Source organism: Methylobacterium sp. Leaf117 (assembly GCF_001422985.1).
In the GTDB taxonomy this organism is placed as follows: domain Bacteria; phylum Pseudomonadota; class Alphaproteobacteria; order Rhizobiales; family Beijerinckiaceae; genus Methylobacterium.
The window spans coordinates 12,553-30,219 of the sequence record NZ_LMNL01000002.1; the positions used below are offsets into that span (position 1 = coordinate 12,553).

Sequence of the window (17,667 nt, forward strand, 5' to 3'; positions counted from 1 at the left end):
GCGCAGCGGAGCCCGAGATCCAGAACCGTAGGTTCGATCGCGTCCGGCACCGTCGGCGGACCTGGATTCCGGGCTCGCCTTCGGCGCCCCGGAATGACGGTCTGTCGGGTCCGCCGGAGGTGTTGTTCAGTCGTCGAGGCCGGAACGGAGCGCATCCATCGCCGCCAGCACGCCGCCGCGCGTGTGCGGCACGCCGCCCGCCTTCAGGCCCATCTCGACGCCGGACAGGGCCGCCATCAGCATGAGGTCGTTGGTCTCGCCGAGATGGCCGATGCGGAAGACCTTGCCGGCGACCTTGGCGAGCCCGGTCCCGAGGGACAGGTCGTACTTGTCGAGGATCAGGTTGCGCAGGGCGTCGGCGTCGTGGCCCTGCGGCATCACCACGGCGGTGAGCACCGGCGAGTATTCCGACGGCTCCTGGCACAGGACCTCGAGGCCCCAGGCCTCGACGGCGGCACGGGTGGCGGCCGCAAGGCGCTGGTGGCGGGCGAAGACCTCGGGCAGGCCCTCCTCCATCAGGATGGCGATGGCCTCGCGCAGGCCGTAGAGCAGGTTGGTGGCCGGCGTATAGGGGAAGTATCCGGCCGCATTCGGCTTGAGCATCTCCTGCCAGTCCCAGTAGGAGCGCGGCAGCGTCGCGGTCTTCGTGGCGGCGAGCGCCCGGTCCGACAGGGCGACGAGCCCGAGGCCGGGCGGCAGCATCAGGCCCTTCTGCGAGCAGCTCACCGAGACGTCGACGCCCCAGGCGTCGTGAGCGTACTCGGCCGAGCCGAGACCCGAGATCGTGTCGACCAGGAACAGGGCCGGGTGGTTGGCCCGGTCGATGGCCTTGCGGATCTCGGCGATCCGGCTGGTCACGCCCGTGGAGGTCTCGTTGTGGACCACCATCACGGCCTTGATCGACTTCGCGCGGTCCTCGGCCAGGATGGCCTCGACCCGGGCCGGGTCGACGCCGCGGCGCCAGTCGCCGGGCATGAACTCGACCTCGATGCCCCAGCGGGCCGCCATCTGGCGCCACAGGGTGGCGAAGTGGCCGGTCTCGAACATCAGCACCCGGTCGCCGGCCGAGAGCGTGTTGACGATGGCGGCCTCCCAGGCCCCCGTGCCCGAGCCCGGATACAGGATCACCGGGGCGCGGGTCTGGAACACCGCCTGGGCACCTTCCAGAACCGCCCGGCCGAGCTTGGCGAAATCCGGCCCGCGATGGTCGATCACCGGCATGTCCATGGCGCGCAGGACGCGCTCGGGCACGGGGCTCGGCCCCGGGATGTGCAGGAAGTGGCGTCCGGTGCGTGTCGTCATCGCGGGCCTCGCAGGGCGATTGGGGAGCAGGCGACGGGGAAGTCCGGGTCCGAGGCGGAACCGGTCCGACCGGCGGTGCCGGACCGTCCCGAGGACCAGAACGGTGCCGGAAATCCTGCGCGGTGCCGGAACGCAGCGCGCGATTGTCGGCGACGAGCCCCGGTTTCAATTGCGTTGCCCCGAAATTTGCATTCATTTTTCGAACGCACAAGCACTATTTTGCGAACGGTTCCGCTCGACCCCGCCGCTTCGGGCTGATAAATCTGGAACGATGATGCTTGAGTCCGCCCCGGATCCCGCGACCGACGCGGGCGCCGCCGCCGCGCCCACGGGACTGCCAATCCTCGCCGTCGCCTCCCTGCACGGCACGCTCTTGGCCAACCTGCGCGACTACATCGTGGAGGGGAACCTGGCGCCCGGCGCCCGGGTGCCGGAGCGCCTGCTGTGCGAGCGCTTCGGCATCTCCCGCACCCCGTTGCGCGAAGCCCTGAAGGTGCTGGCCTCCGAGGGGCTGATCGATCTGTTGCCGAACCGGGGCGCCCGGGTGCGCCAGCTCGGCGCCGACGAGATGGTGGCGCTCTTCGACGTGATGGGCGGCCTCGAGGCCCTGGCCGGCCGGCTTGCCTGCGAGAAGATCAGCGACGCGGCCTATGCGGAGATCGAGCGCCTGCACCACGAGATGTACGCGTCGTACCTGCGCCGGGACCTGCACGGCTACTTCGCCTGCAACCAAGCGATCCATGACCGCATCGTGCGCGCCGCCGACAACGAGCCCCTGGCCACCACCTACGCCAACTTCGCCGGCCGCCTGCGCCGGGTGCGCTACTCGGCCAATCTCGACCAGAACCGGGACCGGTGGGGCGAGGCGATGCGCGAGCACGAGGAGATCCTCGACGCCCTGCACCGGCGGGCCGGCCATGAGCTGAGCGACATCCTGTTCCGGCACCTGCGCAACAAGCGCAAGGCCGCTGCCGTCCGCGAAGCCGCCCCCGCCCCCGACGCGACCGAGGGCTGACCCGGGGCGATGGCGGTTGCCCTGGCGGTCATCCTGCTCGGTGAGGGTTCGGACCGCGTCCGGTCGATGGACCCGGATGGGCAGAACACGACCGGGTTGGCGAAACCCGGCCCCGAACGACGCTCCTCCCCAGAGGTCATCGCGTCCACGCCTCGATCTCGCAGACCCCGCGAGGGTCTCGTCCCGGCACGGGTCGACCCATCCCCCTCTGCGGGGGAGGGTGGTCGCGCAGCGACCGGGAGAGGGGGTGCGCGGACCCCGCGCTGCGGCCAGACCCGTCTCCGAATCGCGCGAGCGAGCCCCGTGTCAGCCCCGCAGGGCCGACAGCCGTTCGGCCTCGGCCCGGATCACGTCCGCCGCCCGGAGGATTCCGGGTTCGTCGACCTCCAGATGGGTGGTGGCGCGGATCTCGTGGGCGCCGATCGCCCGGACCCGGATGTCCTGCGCCAGGCAGGCCTCGGCGAAACGGGCGGCCGTGACCCCGAGGGGCGCCACCGAGAAGCACAGGATGTTGGACTGGGCCGCCCCGGCCGCGATGGCGAGGCCCGGCGCGCCCGCGATCCGGTCGCGCAGCAGGGCCGCGTGGGCGTTGTCGCGGGCCAGCTGGTCGACATGGTGATCGAGCGCGTAGAGCCCCGCCGCCGCCAGGATGCCGGACTGGCGCATGGCGCCGCCGAGGCGGTACTTCCAGCGCCAGGCCTGGGTGATGAAGTCCCGGTCGCCGCACAGGACGGCACCGACCGGGCAGCCGAGCCCCTTGCTCAGGTCGATCCAGGCGCTGTCGAAACCCTCCGCATAGGCTTTCGCGGCGATGCCCGTGGCCGCCACGGCGTTCAGCAGGCGGGCCCCGTCGATATGGGCCTTGAGCCCACGGGTTTTGGCGATGTCGCGGATGCGCCGCATATCGGCCAGATCCCAGACCGAGCCGCCCGAGAAGCTGGTGGTCTGCTCGATCGAGACCAGGGCCGAGCGCGGCGCGGTGCGAGCCGGAACCCGGATCGCGGCCTCGAACGCCTCCGGCGTGTAGACCCCCGCCGGGGTCTTCAGCGCCGCCACGGACACGCCGCCGATCGCCGCCGAGCCGGCGGCCTCGGTGTTGTAGATGTGAGACTGGTCATCGACGATGATCTCGTCGCCGGGCCGGGTCTGCACCAGGATCGCCACGAGGTTGCACATCGTGCCGGAGGGCATGAACACGCCGGCCTCCTGCCCGAGCAGGTCCGCCACCCGCGCGCACAGAGCCAGGGTGGTCGGATCGGAATCCGATTGCTCGTCGCCGACCTCGGCCGCCGCCATCGCGGCCCGCATCCCCGGCGTCGGCCGCGTCTGGGTGTCGCTGTACAGGTCGATCATGGTGCCCCCCTATTTTGCATGCAGATTTTGCGGGTTATCTTATCCGCATCGCGGCGGGCCGCCACCCTGTCAGGCCTCGGACGCATCGGGTCTTGGACCCGTTCCCCCGGGCGTTCTCCGACTCGCCTTCGTTTCGTCTTGCCTTCCCCCGTCTTGCCTTCCCCCGTCTTGCCTTCCCCCCGTCTCGCGGCGCGGAGGCCCACCGGCCCCGCGCGAGGACCCGATGCATGACCGCCACGGCTGAGCCCTTCGTCGCGCCGCGCGCCGCCACCCGCCGGAATGCCGGGCTGCCCCGGCGGCTGGCCGAGGCGCTGGAAGGAGAGGCGCGCTTCGACGCCTTCACCCGCGGACGCTACGCCACCGATGCCTCGATCTACCAGATCGTCCCGGCCGGCGTGGTCCTGCCCCGCTCCGCCGCCGACATCGCCGCCACCCTGAAGATCGCGGCCGAGCACGACGTGCCCGTCATCCTGCGCGGCGGCGGCACCTCGCAGAACGGCCAGCCGATCGGGCGCGGGCTGGTGGTCGACTGCTCGCGCCACTTCAACCGCATACGCGCCTACGATCCGCAGGCCGGCACCGTCACGGTGGAGCCCGGCATCGTGCTGGAACAGCTCAACAGCCAGGTGAAGGCCGACGGCTGGTTCTTCCCCGTCGAGCCCTCCACGGCGACCCGCTGCACCATCGGCGGCATGGCGGGCAACAATTCCTGCGGTGCGCGCTCGCTGCGCTTCGGCAAGATGAGCGACAACGTCCTCGCCATGGAGGCCCTGTTCCACGACGGGGTTCCGTTCGGCTTCGGGCCGACCGGAAACGACAGCACGGGCGTAACAGGTCTCGGCGTAACAGGTCTCGGCGTGATCGGTTCAGGCGTGACAGGCTCGGGCCGCGCCGAGTCCCTGGCCGCCGCCATGCGGGCGCTGGCCGAGTCGGAGCGCGCGGAAATCCTGGCCCGCTTCCCGCAGGTCCAGCGCCGGGTCGGCGGCTACAACCTCGACGCCCTGATCGAGCCGCGGCCGAACCTCGCCCACCTGCTCGTCGGCTCGGAGGGCACGCTGGCGGCCACCACCAGCGTCACCCTGAAGCTGTCGCGGCTGCCCGCCCACCGGGTCATGGGCGTCTGCCATTTTCCGTCCTTCCGCGCCGCCATGGAGACCACGAAGGCGCTGGTGGACCTCGATCCCGTGGCGGTCGAACTGGTCGACAACAACGTCCTGGTGCTGGGCGCCGACATTCCGCTGTTCCGCACCACGCTCGCCGACATCACCCGCGGCACCCCGAACTGCCTGCTGCTGGTGGAATTCGCCGGCGACGACCGGGCGACGCTCCTGGCCGACCTGAAGCGCCTCGACGCCTGCATGAGCGATCATGGCTTCACCGGCGCCGTCGTGGAGGTGCCCGAACCGGTCCGGCAGAGATCCGTCTGGGAGGTGCGCGAGGCCTGCCTCAACATCATGATGTCGATGAAGGGCGACGCCAAGCCGGTCTCCTTCATCGAGGATTGCGCGGTGCCCCTGGAGCACCTGGCCGACTATACCGACGCCGTCACCGCGGTGTTCACCCGGCACGGCACCCGCGGCACCTGGTACGCCCACGCCTCGGTGGGCTGCCTGCATGTCCGCCCGATCCTCGACATGAAGCAGGGCGGCGACGTCGCCAAGATGCGCTCCATCGCCGAGGAGGCCAGCGCCGCGGTCCGGCGCTTCAAGGGCTCCTATTCCGGCGAGCACGGCGACGGCATCTCGCGCTCGGAGTACATCGAGCCGATGTTCGGGGCGCGCCTGACCCGCGCCTTCGAGGCGGTGAAGGACGGATTCGACCCGGACAACCGCCTCAACCCCGGCAAGATCGTCCGGCCGCTGCGCATGGACGACCGGTCGCTGATGCGCTTCCAGCCGGGCTACGCCGTGACCGAGCCGACCGTGCCGGCCCTCGACTGGTCCGACTGGGGCGGCTTCGGCCCCGCCGTCGAGATGTGCAACAGCAACGGCACCTGCCGGAAGCTCGCCGGCGGCGCCATGTGCCCGTCCTACCGCGTCACCAAGGAGGAGCAGCACCTGACCCGGGGCCGGGCCAATTCCCTGCGGCTCGCCATCTCGGGCCAGCTCGGACCGGACGCCTTCACCGGTCCGGAGATGAAGCGGACCCTGGACCTCTGCGTCTCCTGCAAGGCCTGCCGGCGCGAGTGCCCGACCGGCGTCGACATGGCCAAGATGAAGATCGAGTTCCTGCACCATTACCATGCCCGGCACGGCCTGCCCCTCAAGGAGCGCCTGGTGGCGGCGCTGCCGCTCTACGCCAGCACGGCCGCCCGGCTGGCCCCGCTTCTCAACCTGCGGGACCGCCTGCCGGCCCTGGCCCGCCTGTCCGAGCGGCTGGTCGGCCTCTCGGCGCGCCGGACGCTGCCGCAATGGCGCCGGCCCTGGCGCGAATCGGGCGAGCCCGCCCATCCCTCCGACGTCACCGGCGATTTTCGCGACATCGTCCTGTTCGGCGACACCTTCAACCGGGCCTTCGAGCGCGAGAACCTGGAGGCCGCCGAGCGGGTTCTGCTCGCCGCCGGCTATCGCCTGCACCGGGTCTTCCCGCATCGCGGACGCCGTCCGCTCTGCTGCGGCCGGACCTACCTCGCCTCCGGCCAGACCGACCGGGCCCGGGCCGAAGCGCGGCGGACGCTCACGGCGCTGCTGCCCTATGTCCGGGCCGGCGCCCGGATCGTCGGCCTCGAACCGTCCTGCCTGCTCACCTTCCGGGACGAGTTCGCCTCGCTCCTGCCCGGACCCGAGGCGGCCGAACTCGGACGGGCCAGCCTGCTGTTCGAGGAGCTGCTGGCCGCCGACCTCCAGGCCGGCCGAATCGACCTGCCCCTCGCCGATCAGGGCGGCCGGGTCGCCCATCTCCACGGCCATTGCCACCAGAAGGCCTTCGGCGCGATGGGCGCCGTCGAGACCGTGCTGCGAGCGGTGCCGGGCCTCGACGTCCGGGTGATCGAGTCGAGCTGCTGCGGCATGGCGGGTGCCTTCGGCTACGGAGCCGACACCATCGACGTGTCCCTGGCCATGGCCGAGCTGTCGCTGTTCCCGGCCCTCCGGGCCGCTGGTCCCGACGATCTCGTCGTCGCGGACGGAACCAGCTGCCGGCACCAGATCCACGACGGTCTCGGCCGAGACGCACGTCATGTGGCCCGCGTCCTCGACGAAGCCCGCGCGACCTCGACGCGACCCTCGGGGAATACACGGGTCTGCAATCCCGCGATTTCACCCTGAAGCGCGCGCCGCAGACGCGACGGAAACTCAGCTGACGAGAGCCTGAACGGGCGCAGACGTGCGGCGCAGCACGCGGCTCCGCTTGCCATTTTAAATTATATACGTCATTTATAAAGGGACAGGCCGACAGGTTGGCCCTGCCAGGAGAGCGCCATGGGCCAAGCCATCCAGAAGACCGCCATCGTCACCGGAGCCTCCTCGGGCATCGGCCTCGCCACCGTTCGGGCCCTGCAGGCCGCCGGCTATCGGGTGTTCGGGACGAGCCGGCGGCCCGGCGCCGCCCTGGGAGATGCCGGCACCCTGCTCACCTGCGAGATAACCGACGAAGCCTCCGTGGCCGCCATGGTCCGCACCGTTCTGGACGAGACCGGCCGGATCGATCTCCTCGTCAACAATGCCGGCTACGGCATCAGCGGCGGCGCCGAGGAATCCTCGGTCGCGCAGGCGCAGACGCTCTTCGACGTCAATCTGTTCGGCGTCATCCGCACCATTCGGGCGGTCCTGCCGACCATGCGCGCCCAGAAGAGTGGCCGCATCGTCAACATCAGTTCCGTCCTCGGCTTGGTACCGGCGCCCTACATGGCGCTCTACGCCGCGAGCAAGCATGCGTTGGAAGGCTATTCGGAATCCATCGACCATGAGATCCGTGGCCAAGGCATCCGCGTCGTCCTGGTGGAACCCGCCTATACCCGGACGTCCTTCAACCAGAACCTGGTCGTGCCCGATGCACAACTGAGCATCTACGCAGAGGCCCGCGCCGGTGCGGACACGATGCTGCGGACCGTGATGGCGACCGCCGACGCCCCGGAGGTCGTCGCCCGAACAGTGGTTGAGGCCGCCGCCGCAGCCGTGCCCCGCCGCCGCTACACCGCCGGGAAGGTCGCCCGTCAGGTGAGCCTGCTCCGCCGCTTCGCGCCGGCCCACCTCTTCGACAAGAGCCTGCGTAAGCAGATGGGTCTGCCGAACTGAGCGCCGGACGCCGCCGCGGGATCTAGAATTCCATGCCGAATTTAACCCGAAGGTTGTGCCGCTCGAACTGGTTCAGGCCCAGGCCGCGACTGGCCAGGGTCGAATCCCTGTCCCGGCCCCAGACCTGTCCGGCATAGGCCAAGGTGAACCAGGTCTTCTCGGTGAAGCGGTGATGGAGGGCCGGGCCGACGAAGACCGCCTGGCTCTCCAAGTCGTTGAGAAACGTGCCGTTATAGCCCCGCAGGTAACGGACTTCCGGCCCCAGATAGGTGCTGTCCCCGACCCGCGCCACAAGGGCGTTCGACCAGAGGAAGGTGGACGAGCGATAGCCGGATGCCCCGACGCCGCGCTGGCGCCCGGCCGCCGGCTCGAAGCTGATGTTGCTGCCGTACCAGAGTTTGTCCGGCACCACCTGGACATCGAGTTGCAGCACGCTCTCGATGTCGAAGATGTCGGCTCCGTTGCCCTCAATCGGCAGCACGCGGGCAAACCGGGGCCTCACTTCGAGGGCGAGGCCCAGGGGCTGCTCCTTGCTGCTCTTGAGAAACTGATATTTCACTTCGACGGATATGCCATCGAAGGTGCCGTAGGACTTGTCGTCGAGGTCGGTGATGTTGCGGACGTTTCGAAGGTTGCCGAAGGCTCCGATCTCGATGCTCAACTTGTCCATCGGATCGAACTGATAGCCGAGCTTGGTGTCGAGAACGCGGTAGCGGCCCCGGCCGGGACCGGCCGGCCGCTTGCCCAGCCGGGACACCGTATCGACCACAACCTCCTGCTCGCCCTTCTCGCCCGTATCGGCGCCCTCGGTGAAGCCGAACAGATGTTCGGTATCGACCTCCTTCGCGGCTTTGTCGTCGCCAGCACCGGAATCCGCTCCGGTCTTGGCCGTGCCATCGGTTTTCGGAGACGTGCCCGAAGGCTTCGACCCCGCTCGCTCCGCAGTCCCGGAAGCCTGGACGGCATGCGCGGAGACGTTGGCCAAGACCGCCGCAATCAGCCCGAGCAAAACCCCGACCGGACGCGTGTAACGCGATGTCATCATTGAGAAACCCCGTGGCGTCGCACAACCCGATGACGGTCCGGCAACTGCCGGCACCTTAGATACGCTTCGGCTTATGTTGCCTGCGGCCGCCTGGACACAGATGCAGGAAATGTGAATTTTCCGGGATTAACCCCGCAGCATCACAGCCGTCGCTCCCCGCGGGGAGGGGCCCGGATTCCCGCGCGCGCTGCCGTATCGACCCGGGGAACGGCGCAGGGGCAAGGCTGTTTCTTCGACACAGCAGCCAGGAGTTTCACCATGCGGATCATTGCGACAGCGTCGGCCCTCGCCCTTCTCACCTTCGGCAGCGTCGGGGCGGCGGAAGCCAAGGGGTGCATCAAGGGCGCCATCATCGGCGGGATCGCCGGGCACTACCTCGCCGAGCGCGGCGTCGTCGGTGCGGTCGCGGGTTGCCTCGGCGGTCGCTATCTGGCGAACCGTCAGGCGCGGCGTCAGCGGGAGATCGATTACGGTTCGCGAGTCGAGCCACGCGGCACGGGCTACGGCCAGCCCGCCTCCGGTCCGCGTCGCAACTACAGCTACTGATGCGACGTCGGCTCGGCCCTCATCGAAGGCCGGGCCGACCCAGGGTCAGGGTGCCGCGAAGGTCAGAGGCGCCTCGGGCCGCGTCGCCATCCAGAGAACGTGACGAGGCCCGTCGTTGCCCTCTTTGGCATGAACCCGGACCTCGTCGACCCCGTATCCATGCAGGCGCAGGCGCGCCTTGAAGCGACGATCCGGTTTGCCCGACCAGACTCCCAGGATGCCGCCCTTCCGCAGGGCGTAATGGGCTCGCTTGAGACCCCAGGCATCATACAGGCGGTCATTCTCCCGCCGGGTCATCCCCGAGGGGCCATTGTCGACATCCAGCAGGATGGCGTCGAACTGCTCCGGTCCTGACTGGATCAATCGGTTCACATCCTCCTCCACGATTGTGACGCGGGGATCGTCGAGGCTGCCCGCGAAGAGGTGGGCGAGGGGGCCACGTGCCCAGGTCACCACCGCGGGAATGAGTTCGGCGACGACGATGCACGCCTCCGGCCCAAGCGCGGCGAGCGCCGCCCGAAGGGTGAAGCCCATGCCGAGTCCACCGATGAGGACGCGCGGGGCAGGGCGATCCCGGAGCCGCTCGCAGGCGATCGTGGCGAGTGCCTGTTCCGAGCGACGATCCAGATTGGTCATCAGCTCCGCATCCCCGACCTGGATCGAGTAGGCATCGCCCTGTTGCAGAAGGGTCAGCCGGGCCTTGGTGCCCGGAATGGCGCTGGTGTCGATGGAGACCCAGGGAGGCGAGGGGATCAACGCTGAACTCCGTCCGCGCAGGCATCGGGCCGCGCTCGCACGGGCCTCATCCGAATCCCACCCGAAGGTCAACCGGATTGCGGGCCTGCACCGGGCGGATCAGCGCGTCAGGAATTCGCGGAGCGCCACGTTGACGGCGTCGATCGCCTCATGGTGCAGCCAGTGCGTCGCCTCGGGAAACCAGGTGAGCTGGCCCTGCGTGCAACGGGCCAAACTCTCCGTGGCAAGGCCGGGCGAGAGGGCGAAATCCTTCCGGCCCCAGAGGATGTGTGTCGGCACGCCGATCGGCCCGTCCTGCGTCCGGCGCTTCAGGCGCAATGCCCGATACCAGTTCAGCATGCCCGTTGGCGCACCGCGCTGTGTCCAGGCCTCGGCATAGCGTTCGAGATCCGCTTCGATGAAGGTTCCGGGCCGGCTCGTCAGACGCAAGGTCTGGCGTAGGGCACGGAAGTTTCCCGCACGAAGAGCTGCCTCCGGCAATCGAGGGATCTGGAAAGCGGCGACGTACGAGGATCGGAGTGCCTGGATCGGGTGTCGACGCGTATAGGCCCCGATCACGTCGGGATGGGGCGCATTCAGGATGACGAGGCGACGAATGCGCTCGGGGTTACGGGCGGCGAGCCACCAGGCGACGATCCCGCCCCAATCGTGCCCGATCACCTGAACCTGCTCGGCGCCGAAATGGTCCGCCAGCGCCAGGACATCGTCGGCGAGCCGGTCGAGATGATAGGCCGAGAGAAGCCGAGGCTTGCTGCTCCGGTTGTATCCGCGTTGATCGGGGACGATGATGCGCAATCCTGACGCTGCCAAGGCGTTGATCTGATTGCGCCAGCCGAACCAAGCCTCGGGAAACCCATGGAGAAGGATCGTCGGCGCTCCATCCCGAGGGCCTGCCGTGGCGACCTGCAGGGTGACGTCGGGCAGGGTCAAGAAGCTTAGATCCGGATCACGCGGCGCCATGGTGCCGTCTCTCCTCGGGTCAGGGAGAAGCGAGGGGAACGACCGGCCACTCGGCGCATCCCTCGCCCACGAGATGCCAACGCCGCCCGGACGGCTTTTTCTCCCCTCGCGCCTGTCGAACTCCCCTCGCTCCTGGCGAAATGGGGCTCGCCCATGAACCAGGGGCTCGTCGCAAAGCCGGCCCGGCCGAGGCCGAATTCCCGTCAGGGGATCATGCTGCCGGCTGATGCGGTTGAAAGTCGGGTCAGCCGTGAAACACCAGCCTCCTGCCCCGCCCGATGCCGATACCCTTTGGACGTCCAAAGCTTCCCTCCAGCCAGCAGGACCTCGAGGAATCCGCGCGGCCGACCTACCGGCCGCCCCAACCGTCGGGCCTATCCCCGGTCTTAGCGCGCAACATCGAGGCCTTGCAGCAGCGGCGCGCGGCCGAGGAGCGCCGGTCGAGCGCGGCGGACCGGATCGCGGAGACGATCACCCGCTTCACCGGCAGCATGCCCTTCGTCGTCCTACACGTGGTGGTGTTCGGTCTCTGGACGCTGATCAACACCGGCCTCCTGCCGGTCCTACCGAGATGGGATGCGAGCTTCGTCATCCTCGGCACTTCCGCATCGGTGGAGGCGATCTTCCTCTCGACCTTCGTGCTGATCAGCCAGAACCGCATGGCGGCCGCAGCCGACAAGCGCGCCGACCTCGATCTGCATATCGGACTTCTGGCCGAGCATGAGGTCACGAAGCTGGTCACGCTGGTGTCGGCGATCACGGATCATCTCGGCATCGCCACGGAGGCGGACGCGGAGGTCGGCGAACTCAAGCAGGATGTCTCTCCCAACCTGGTCCTCGATACCATCGCGGAGACGCAGCCGGGCAGAACCTGATGTCCCGGTACCTCTTGGGTCGAGCCTTCAGACCAGGGCACCGGATTGCGCCGGCGCGGCCGCCCGGGCAGCGTCGGGCCCTGGAGTGGGCACTTCGACGGCGGGCGGCTGGACGACCTTAGCGCCCGCCTGCCGCTCGAGTGTCACGACGGTGCGGAAGGCGAGAACGATGCCGGCCAGACCGAACAGGACGGAGCCGGCACCGACCCCCGCGATCACGCCCTTTGGTCCGTAGTAATGGGCGCCGATCAGGGCCGGCGGCACGGTTCCCAACGTGGCGCGGCCCCAGTTCAGGGCGGTCGAATAGAACGGGAAACCGAGGTTGTTGAACGAGGCGTTCGCTAGGAACAGGAGCCCGGTGAAGAACCAGACACCGCCGCTCACGAGGCAGAAGAACCCAAACAGGTCGGCCGCGACGCCCTGAAGTTCGAAGAGCCTGATGAGAGGAGCCGCGCCCAGTGCCAAGGCGAGCCAGACCACCAACACGTAAGCCGCCGTCACCAGGGTGCCGTCACGCAGAACGCCGCGCATCCGGTCGAAGCGTCCCGCGCCCCAGTTCTGGCCGAGGATCGGCCCGATCGACCCCGACATCGCGAACAAGCCACCGAAGGCCACCGGGGTCAGCCGATCCACCACAACATTGCCGGCCACCGCGACGGCGCCGAACTGCGCCAGCGCATGGGCGATGAAGGCACTGGCCACGGAGGGCGCCAGGTTCGTCAAAACGGCGGGCAGGGCGATGCGCATGACGACGGGCGCATCCGCGATCACGTGGGCGAGGCGCGGCCGGGCGAGCATTCGATGCTGACGCACGCCCCAGAAGCCGATGATGGCGAAGGTCGCGCGCGCAAAGCAGGTCGTGATGGCCGCCCCGTCGACGCCGAGGCCCGCGCCAAAGATCAGCAGCGGGTCGAGGCCGGCGGTCACGATCGCCCCCCCGAGCGTGACGTACATGGCCTGACGCGCAGCGCCAACGGCGCGCAACAGGCCGGAAAACATCATGCCGGGTCCCATCAGCAGGTTCGACGGCAGCGTGATCCAGAGGAAGCGCGTCGCCACCGGCAGGGTCTCGGCATCGGCCCCGATCCAGCCCAGGAACATCGGCAGGAACGGCAGCATCCCGAGCACGAGAAGCCCCGACACGACGATGCCGTGGATGGTGCCAGAGGTCGCCAGCCGACGGGCGCCCTCTCCATCGTCGGCGCCGATTGCCCGTGAAACCAGGGCGCCGGCCGCAATCATCAGGCCGATATTGATGGCGATCGCGAAGAACTGGACGATGGTGGCAAAGCCGACGGCCGCCGTGAGGGTCGGATCACCGAGCTTGGAGACGTAGAGGAGAGACAGGAAGTCGACGACGAAGATTGCCATCAGTCCGACCGAACCGGTGGCGCTCATCGTCACGACATGGCGCAGGATCGAGCCTTCGACGAAGCGCGCCGAGCCGCTTCGGGTCACTTCAGCCATCCGATCAGGCATCCGATCAGGCATCCGAGCGAACATCCTGGTGGACGTCGTGCACTTCGAGGGTGCGGGTGGCCGCCTCCCGCTTCTTCGAGCCGATGATGTCGCGGGTCTCGGCGTTGAGCGCGCGTGACGGACGTTGAGGCTCGGTCAGCGGCTCCGGCTTGATCTCGGACACGCCGCGCGTCCAGATCGTCGTGTCCGGCAGGGTGCCGGCCTGTTGCAGCACGAGACGGGCGACGTCGCGCTTGCGAACATCCTCGGCCGTCGCGGCCGCAGCCTCGGCGCTGAGGCCGAGACCTTCCAGGGTCGCGCGTCCGAAGGCGAGAGCGGATTCGACCGTCTCACGCAGTTGGAAATCTACGTCTCGATTCATCAGTTCCACCGCATGCATGCGGTCATAGGCCCTGACGTAGGTCCGCACGGTCGCGAACTCCTCGTGGACGATGTCGATGATTTTCAGGGCCGCCTCGCCGTCGTCGACGCAGACGCAGAGGAGTTCGGCCCGGCCGATGCCGGCGGCACGTAGCACATCGAGGCGGGTTCCGTCGCCATAATAGATGCGGAAGCCGAAGCGCGACGCGCTGCGGATCTGTTCGACATCCTTGTCGATCACCGTGACGCTGATGCCCTCGGCCAGGAGAACCTGAGTCAGGATCTGACCGAACCGGCCGAAGCCCACGACGAGGACGCGGGCCTCGGTACTCTCGATGGCTTCCGGCATCGCCTCGGGGCCTTCGGGACGGCGGGCGAGCACGGTGTCGAGGGCCTTTGCGGCGACCGGACCGACCAGCATGGTGAGGGCGGCGAGCGCGACGGCGAAGCGCGTGCTGGCCGAATCGATCAGACCGAGTTCACCGCCAGCCGGGAGCAGCACGAAGGCGAATTCGCCCGCCGGCGCGAGGATCGCGCCCCCGCGCACAGCATCGAGCCAGGGTGAGCCGAACAGGCGGAACAGCCCCGCCACCAGTGCCACCTTCAGCAGAATCGCGCCGGCCGTCGCCCCGAGAAGGGTCGGCCATTCCGACTTCAACAGACCTCCGTCGATCGACATGCCCACGCTCATGAAGAACAGGCCGAGCAGCATGCCGCGGAACGGCTCGATGTCGGCCTCGAGCTGGTGCCGAAAATTCGACTCGGCGAGCAGCACGCCAGCGAGGAAGGCGCCCATCGCCATCGACAGCCCGACATGCTCCATCAGCATCGCGGTGCCGAGCACCACCAGGAGGGCCGCCGCCGTCATCACCTCGCGGGCGCCGCTGGCCGCCAGCAGGCCGAAGAACGGATTGAGGCCGTAGCGGCCGACCAGCACAACGGCGAGGATCGCAGCCCCGACGGTTCCGGTGGATTGCAGGGCCGAGAGGAGCCAACCATCGCCTCCGCCCATGCCCGAAGAGGCGAAGAGCGGCATCAGCGCCAGGATGGCGACGACCGAAATGTCCTGGAACAGCAGCACCGCGAAAGCGCGCCCGCCATAGGGCGACCCCAGATCGCCTCGCTCCTCCAGCAATTGCAGCGCGACGGCCGTCGCCGACAGTGCGAGCGCGATGCCGATGAGCAGGCTAGCGGAGGGCTTCGCTCCCATGAGGATGCCGACACCTGCGAGCGCCGCCGAACAGACGAGCAGTTGCGTGGTGCCGAGCCCGAAGATGTCGCGGCGCATCGAGACGAGGCGCGAGATCTGCAGTTCGAGCCCGACGATGAAGAGCAGTAGCACGACGCCGAGTTCCGCAACGCTGGCGGCTGTCTCGGGCTCGGCAATGAGCGAGAAACCGAACGGGCCGATCACGACGCCGGCCACGAGGTAGCCCAGTACAGCGCTCTGCCCGATGAGGCGGAAGATCGGGACGCCGATGACCGCCGCCGACAGAAATGTCAGCACGGGTGGCAGGAAGCTGACATGGGTCGTGGCGCTTGCCATGGGAATCCGAGACTGGAGAAATCCGAGACTGGAGGAATCCAGGGCTGAAGGAGGCCAACCTCGATCGAACGTGATCCTGGAGTGCCGGGCAGGCCCGTCTTACCCACGGCCGGGCCATCCGTCACGTCCACGGGTATCCCGATGGCATCTGGGACTGGGTCCAGCGGTGCGAATCATCACCTCACACCGTCCCGGCTGGTATGGGCAGGGTCGGTGCCACCACGCCTCTCAGCGATCGTGCGGAGACCGCGTCTCGACCGAAATGCGGCCACGGCCCTGTCGACGCTCCTCACGACGTCCGATCAGGAAGGTCGATGCATCGCCTTCCAGCAGCAGCATTTCCGAATCCCACACATCCTGGCGGATTAGGCCAATGTCCTTCAACTCTCGATCGGACATCACCGAGAGTTGCCGGACCACGCGGCGGTTGAGAGCGGCCCGTGACAGGCCCTCCGCGATGGCGGTCCTCAAACCAAGCACCCAAACCCTGCATCGCACCGCTGCCGCTCGGACCGCAGCTAAATGTCCGTAACGGATGATCGTCCCTTTCCTCCGGGTTGTGGTGATGGTGTCCATGATGCGCGTCCTCCTTGATGGGCGTGCAAAGCCGCCGCGCGTCAGTCGCGAGCGCCAATGCCGAACAGTGCGGCGACGGTCCTGGCGCCGACAGGGACAATCCAGTACAATCTGGTAAAATTGTCCGGGACAAGGAGCAGGACAGATGAAGGCCGTTCCGCAATCGGCACCAACGCTGGTCGAGACCGTCGCGGCCGTCATCACCGAGAGAATCGACGGGCGTCAGCTCATGCCGGGGGCACGCCTCCCCTCCGTCCGAGCCTTCGCGGAAGCCATGGGTGTCTCCAAGTCCACGGTCGTCGAAGCCTATGACCGCCTCGGAGCCGAGGGGGCGATCGTCGCGCGTCGAGGCTCCGGTTTCTACGTGGCCGGAAAGTTGCGCCCGCTCTGCCTCAAGGCAGTGGGTCCGCAACTCGATCGTGCGGTCGACCCGCTGTGGATCACCCGGCAATCGATGCAGGCCGGCTCGGATCTGGTCATGCCGGGGTCAGGCTGGCTTCCCCCAGCCTGGATGCCTGACGAGGCAGTCCGTCGAGGCCTGCGACAGCTCGCACGCGGAGCCGAAGCGAACCTCGTCGCACACGATCAGCCCCTCGGCTTTCCGCCCTTGCGCGCACAGATCGCCCGGCGTCTGGCCGAGAAGGGGGTGGAGGCGGGCGCCGACCAGGTCGTGCTGGTCGATTCGGCAACGCAGGCCCTGGATCTACTCTGCCGCTTCCTGCTTGAGCCGGGCGATACCGTGCTGGTCGATGACCCCTGCTACTTCAACTACCACGCCCTGCTTCGGGCACAGCGGGCGCGGATCCTGGGCGTGCCGCTGACGCCGAACGGCCCCGATTTGGCAGCCTTCGCGACGCTGCTGGCCGAACACCGGCCGCGCTTCTACGTCATCAATTCCGCGCTCCAGAACCCCACCGGCTCGACCCTTTCCCCCGCTGTTGCGCACCGCATCCTCAAGCTTGCCGAAGCGCACGACACCCTCATCATCGAGGACGACATCTTCGGGGATTTCGAGAGTGAGCCGTCTCCGCGCCTTGCTGGGTTCGACGGGCTTGAGCGGGTGATCCAGATCGGCAGCTTCTCGAAGACCCTTTCCGCTGCCATCCGCTGCGGGTTCATCGCCCTGCGCGATGATTGGGTTGAGCCGCTCGTCGACCTGAAGCTCGCCATGAGCCTGGGCAACAGCCATCTGTCGGCAAGCCTGATGCATTGCCTCCTCACCGATGGGACCTATCGTCGGCACCTCGCAGACGTCCGGGAGAAGCTCGGACGGGCCATGGCGCCGGCCCTGCGGCAGCTGGAGGGCTGCGGCCTCAAGGCTTGGCTGGAGCCGTCAGGCGGGTTCTTCCTCTGGATGCGTCTGCCCGACGGCCTCGACTCGGCCGATGTCGCCCGGTGCGCCCTGGCACGCGGGCTCGTGCTCGCCCCGGGGGGAGCCTTCAGCCCGTCGTCGCTGAGCAACCGCTTCCTGCGCTTCAACGTGGCCCAGTGTGCCGATCCCCGGATGGTCCCCCTGCTGAAAGCAGCCTTGGCCGAATGCGCGGCCGTACGCCCCCTTCCGGCGACCCGAGGGCATGTTCCTGGCGCGTCCTCCGACGTTTGAACGCCATACGGACCCG

14 protein-coding genes are annotated in these 17,667 nt (G+C 68.4%); 6 read left to right on the top strand and 8 right to left on the bottom strand.

Annotated elements, in window-relative coordinates:
• Nucleotides 1-126 precede the first annotated feature (126 nt).
• The gene (locus tag ASF57_RS03850; protein ID WP_056480290.1) at nucleotides 127-1,302 is read right to left on the bottom strand and encodes an aminotransferase class V-fold PLP-dependent enzyme; all 1,176 of its coding nucleotides are present in this window, start codon (nucleotides 1,300-1,302) and stop codon (nucleotides 127-129) included.
• Nucleotides 1,303-1,573: 271 nt separating this feature from the next.
• On the opposite strand from ASF57_RS03850, the gene ASF57_RS03855 reads away from it, so the two are divergent.
• A complete protein-coding gene (locus ASF57_RS03855) occupies nucleotides 1,574-2,317 on the top strand; it encodes a GntR family transcriptional regulator (RefSeq protein WP_056480296.1) in 744 nt (247 codons plus the stop codon).
• 306 nt (nucleotides 2,318-2,623) lie between these two features.
• On the opposite strand, the gene ASF57_RS03860 is transcribed toward ASF57_RS03855, so the two are convergent.
• On the bottom strand, nucleotides 2,624-3,670 hold the full coding sequence (locus tag ASF57_RS03860) for a threonine aldolase family protein (RefSeq protein WP_056480298.1): 1,047 nt from the start codon (nucleotides 3,668-3,670) through the stop codon (nucleotides 2,624-2,626).
• A gap of 227 nt (nucleotides 3,671-3,897) precedes the next feature.
• Between ASF57_RS03860 and ASF57_RS03865 the strand changes: the two genes are divergently transcribed.
• Both ASF57_RS03865 and ASF57_RS03870 read left to right on the top strand, forming a co-directional pair.
• Complete coding sequence (locus ASF57_RS03865) at nucleotides 3,898-6,936, top strand: FAD-binding and (Fe-S)-binding domain-containing protein (RefSeq protein WP_056480302.1); 3,039 nt, start codon at nucleotides 3,898-3,900, stop codon at nucleotides 6,934-6,936.
• A 153-nt stretch (nucleotides 6,937-7,089) separates the two neighbouring features.
• Entirely contained in the window at nucleotides 7,090-7,905 is an 816-nt protein-coding gene (locus ASF57_RS03870) for an oxidoreductase (RefSeq protein ID WP_056182735.1), read from the top strand.
• 22 nt (nucleotides 7,906-7,927) lie between these two features.
• Here ASF57_RS03870 and ASF57_RS03875 read toward each other — a convergent pair whose 3' ends face one another.
• On the bottom strand, nucleotides 7,928-8,950 hold the full coding sequence (locus ASF57_RS03875; protein WP_244476798.1) for a hypothetical protein: 1,023 nt from the start codon (nucleotides 8,948-8,950) through the stop codon (nucleotides 7,928-7,930).
• A 258-nt stretch (nucleotides 8,951-9,208) separates the two neighbouring features.
• On the opposite strand from ASF57_RS03875, the gene ASF57_RS03880 reads away from it, so the two are divergent.
• Entirely contained in the window at nucleotides 9,209-9,496 is a 288-nt protein-coding gene (locus tag ASF57_RS03880; protein WP_056182738.1) for a hypothetical protein, read from the top strand.
• Between the two features lie 45 nt (nucleotides 9,497-9,541).
• On the opposite strand, the gene ASF57_RS03885 is transcribed toward ASF57_RS03880, so the two are convergent.
• On the bottom strand, nucleotides 9,542-10,252 hold the full coding sequence (locus ASF57_RS03885) for a hypothetical protein (protein WP_244476799.1): 711 nt from the start codon (nucleotides 10,250-10,252) through the stop codon (nucleotides 9,542-9,544).
• A gap of 99 nt (nucleotides 10,253-10,351) precedes the next feature.
• Nucleotides 10,352-11,212 carry an alpha/beta hydrolase gene (locus tag ASF57_RS03890; RefSeq protein ID WP_056480305.1) on the bottom strand — a complete coding sequence of 287 codons (861 nt, stop codon included), beginning with the start codon at nucleotides 11,210-11,212 and terminating at the stop codon, nucleotides 10,352-10,354.
• A gap of 278 nt (nucleotides 11,213-11,490) precedes the next feature.
• On the opposite strand from ASF57_RS03890, the gene ASF57_RS03895 reads away from it, so the two are divergent.
• On the top strand, nucleotides 11,491-12,087 hold the full coding sequence (locus tag ASF57_RS03895) for a DUF1003 domain-containing protein (RefSeq protein ID WP_056480308.1): 597 nt from the start codon (nucleotides 11,491-11,493) through the stop codon (nucleotides 12,085-12,087).
• A gap of 27 nt (nucleotides 12,088-12,114) precedes the next feature.
• On the opposite strand, the gene ASF57_RS03900 is transcribed toward ASF57_RS03895, so the two are convergent.
• The 3 genes from ASF57_RS03900 to ASF57_RS03910 all read right to left on the bottom strand — a co-directional run bounded on the left by ASF57_RS03900 (nucleotide 12,115) and on the right by ASF57_RS03910 (nucleotide 16,048).
• The gene (locus ASF57_RS03900) at nucleotides 12,115-13,554 is read right to left on the bottom strand and encodes an MATE family efflux transporter (protein WP_244476800.1); all 1,440 of its coding nucleotides are present in this window, start codon (nucleotides 13,552-13,554) and stop codon (nucleotides 12,115-12,117) included.
• A 16-nt stretch (nucleotides 13,555-13,570) separates the two neighbouring features.
• Nucleotides 13,571-15,472 carry a monovalent cation:proton antiporter-2 (CPA2) family protein gene (locus ASF57_RS03905; protein ID WP_056480314.1) on the bottom strand — a complete coding sequence of 634 codons (1,902 nt, stop codon included), beginning with the start codon at nucleotides 15,470-15,472 and terminating at the stop codon, nucleotides 13,571-13,573.
• A gap of 228 nt (nucleotides 15,473-15,700) precedes the next feature.
• On the bottom strand, nucleotides 15,701-16,048 hold the full coding sequence (locus ASF57_RS03910; RefSeq protein ID WP_056182751.1) for a DUF1127 domain-containing protein: 348 nt from the start codon (nucleotides 16,046-16,048) through the stop codon (nucleotides 15,701-15,703).
• Nucleotides 16,049-16,193: 145 nt separating this feature from the next.
• Here ASF57_RS03910 and ASF57_RS03915 point away from each other — a divergent pair, with 145 nt between their 5' ends.
• On the top strand, nucleotides 16,194-17,651 hold the full coding sequence (locus tag ASF57_RS03915) for a PLP-dependent aminotransferase family protein (RefSeq protein ID WP_056480320.1): 1,458 nt from the start codon (nucleotides 16,194-16,196) through the stop codon (nucleotides 17,649-17,651).
• Nucleotides 17,652-17,667 lie beyond the last annotated feature (16 nt).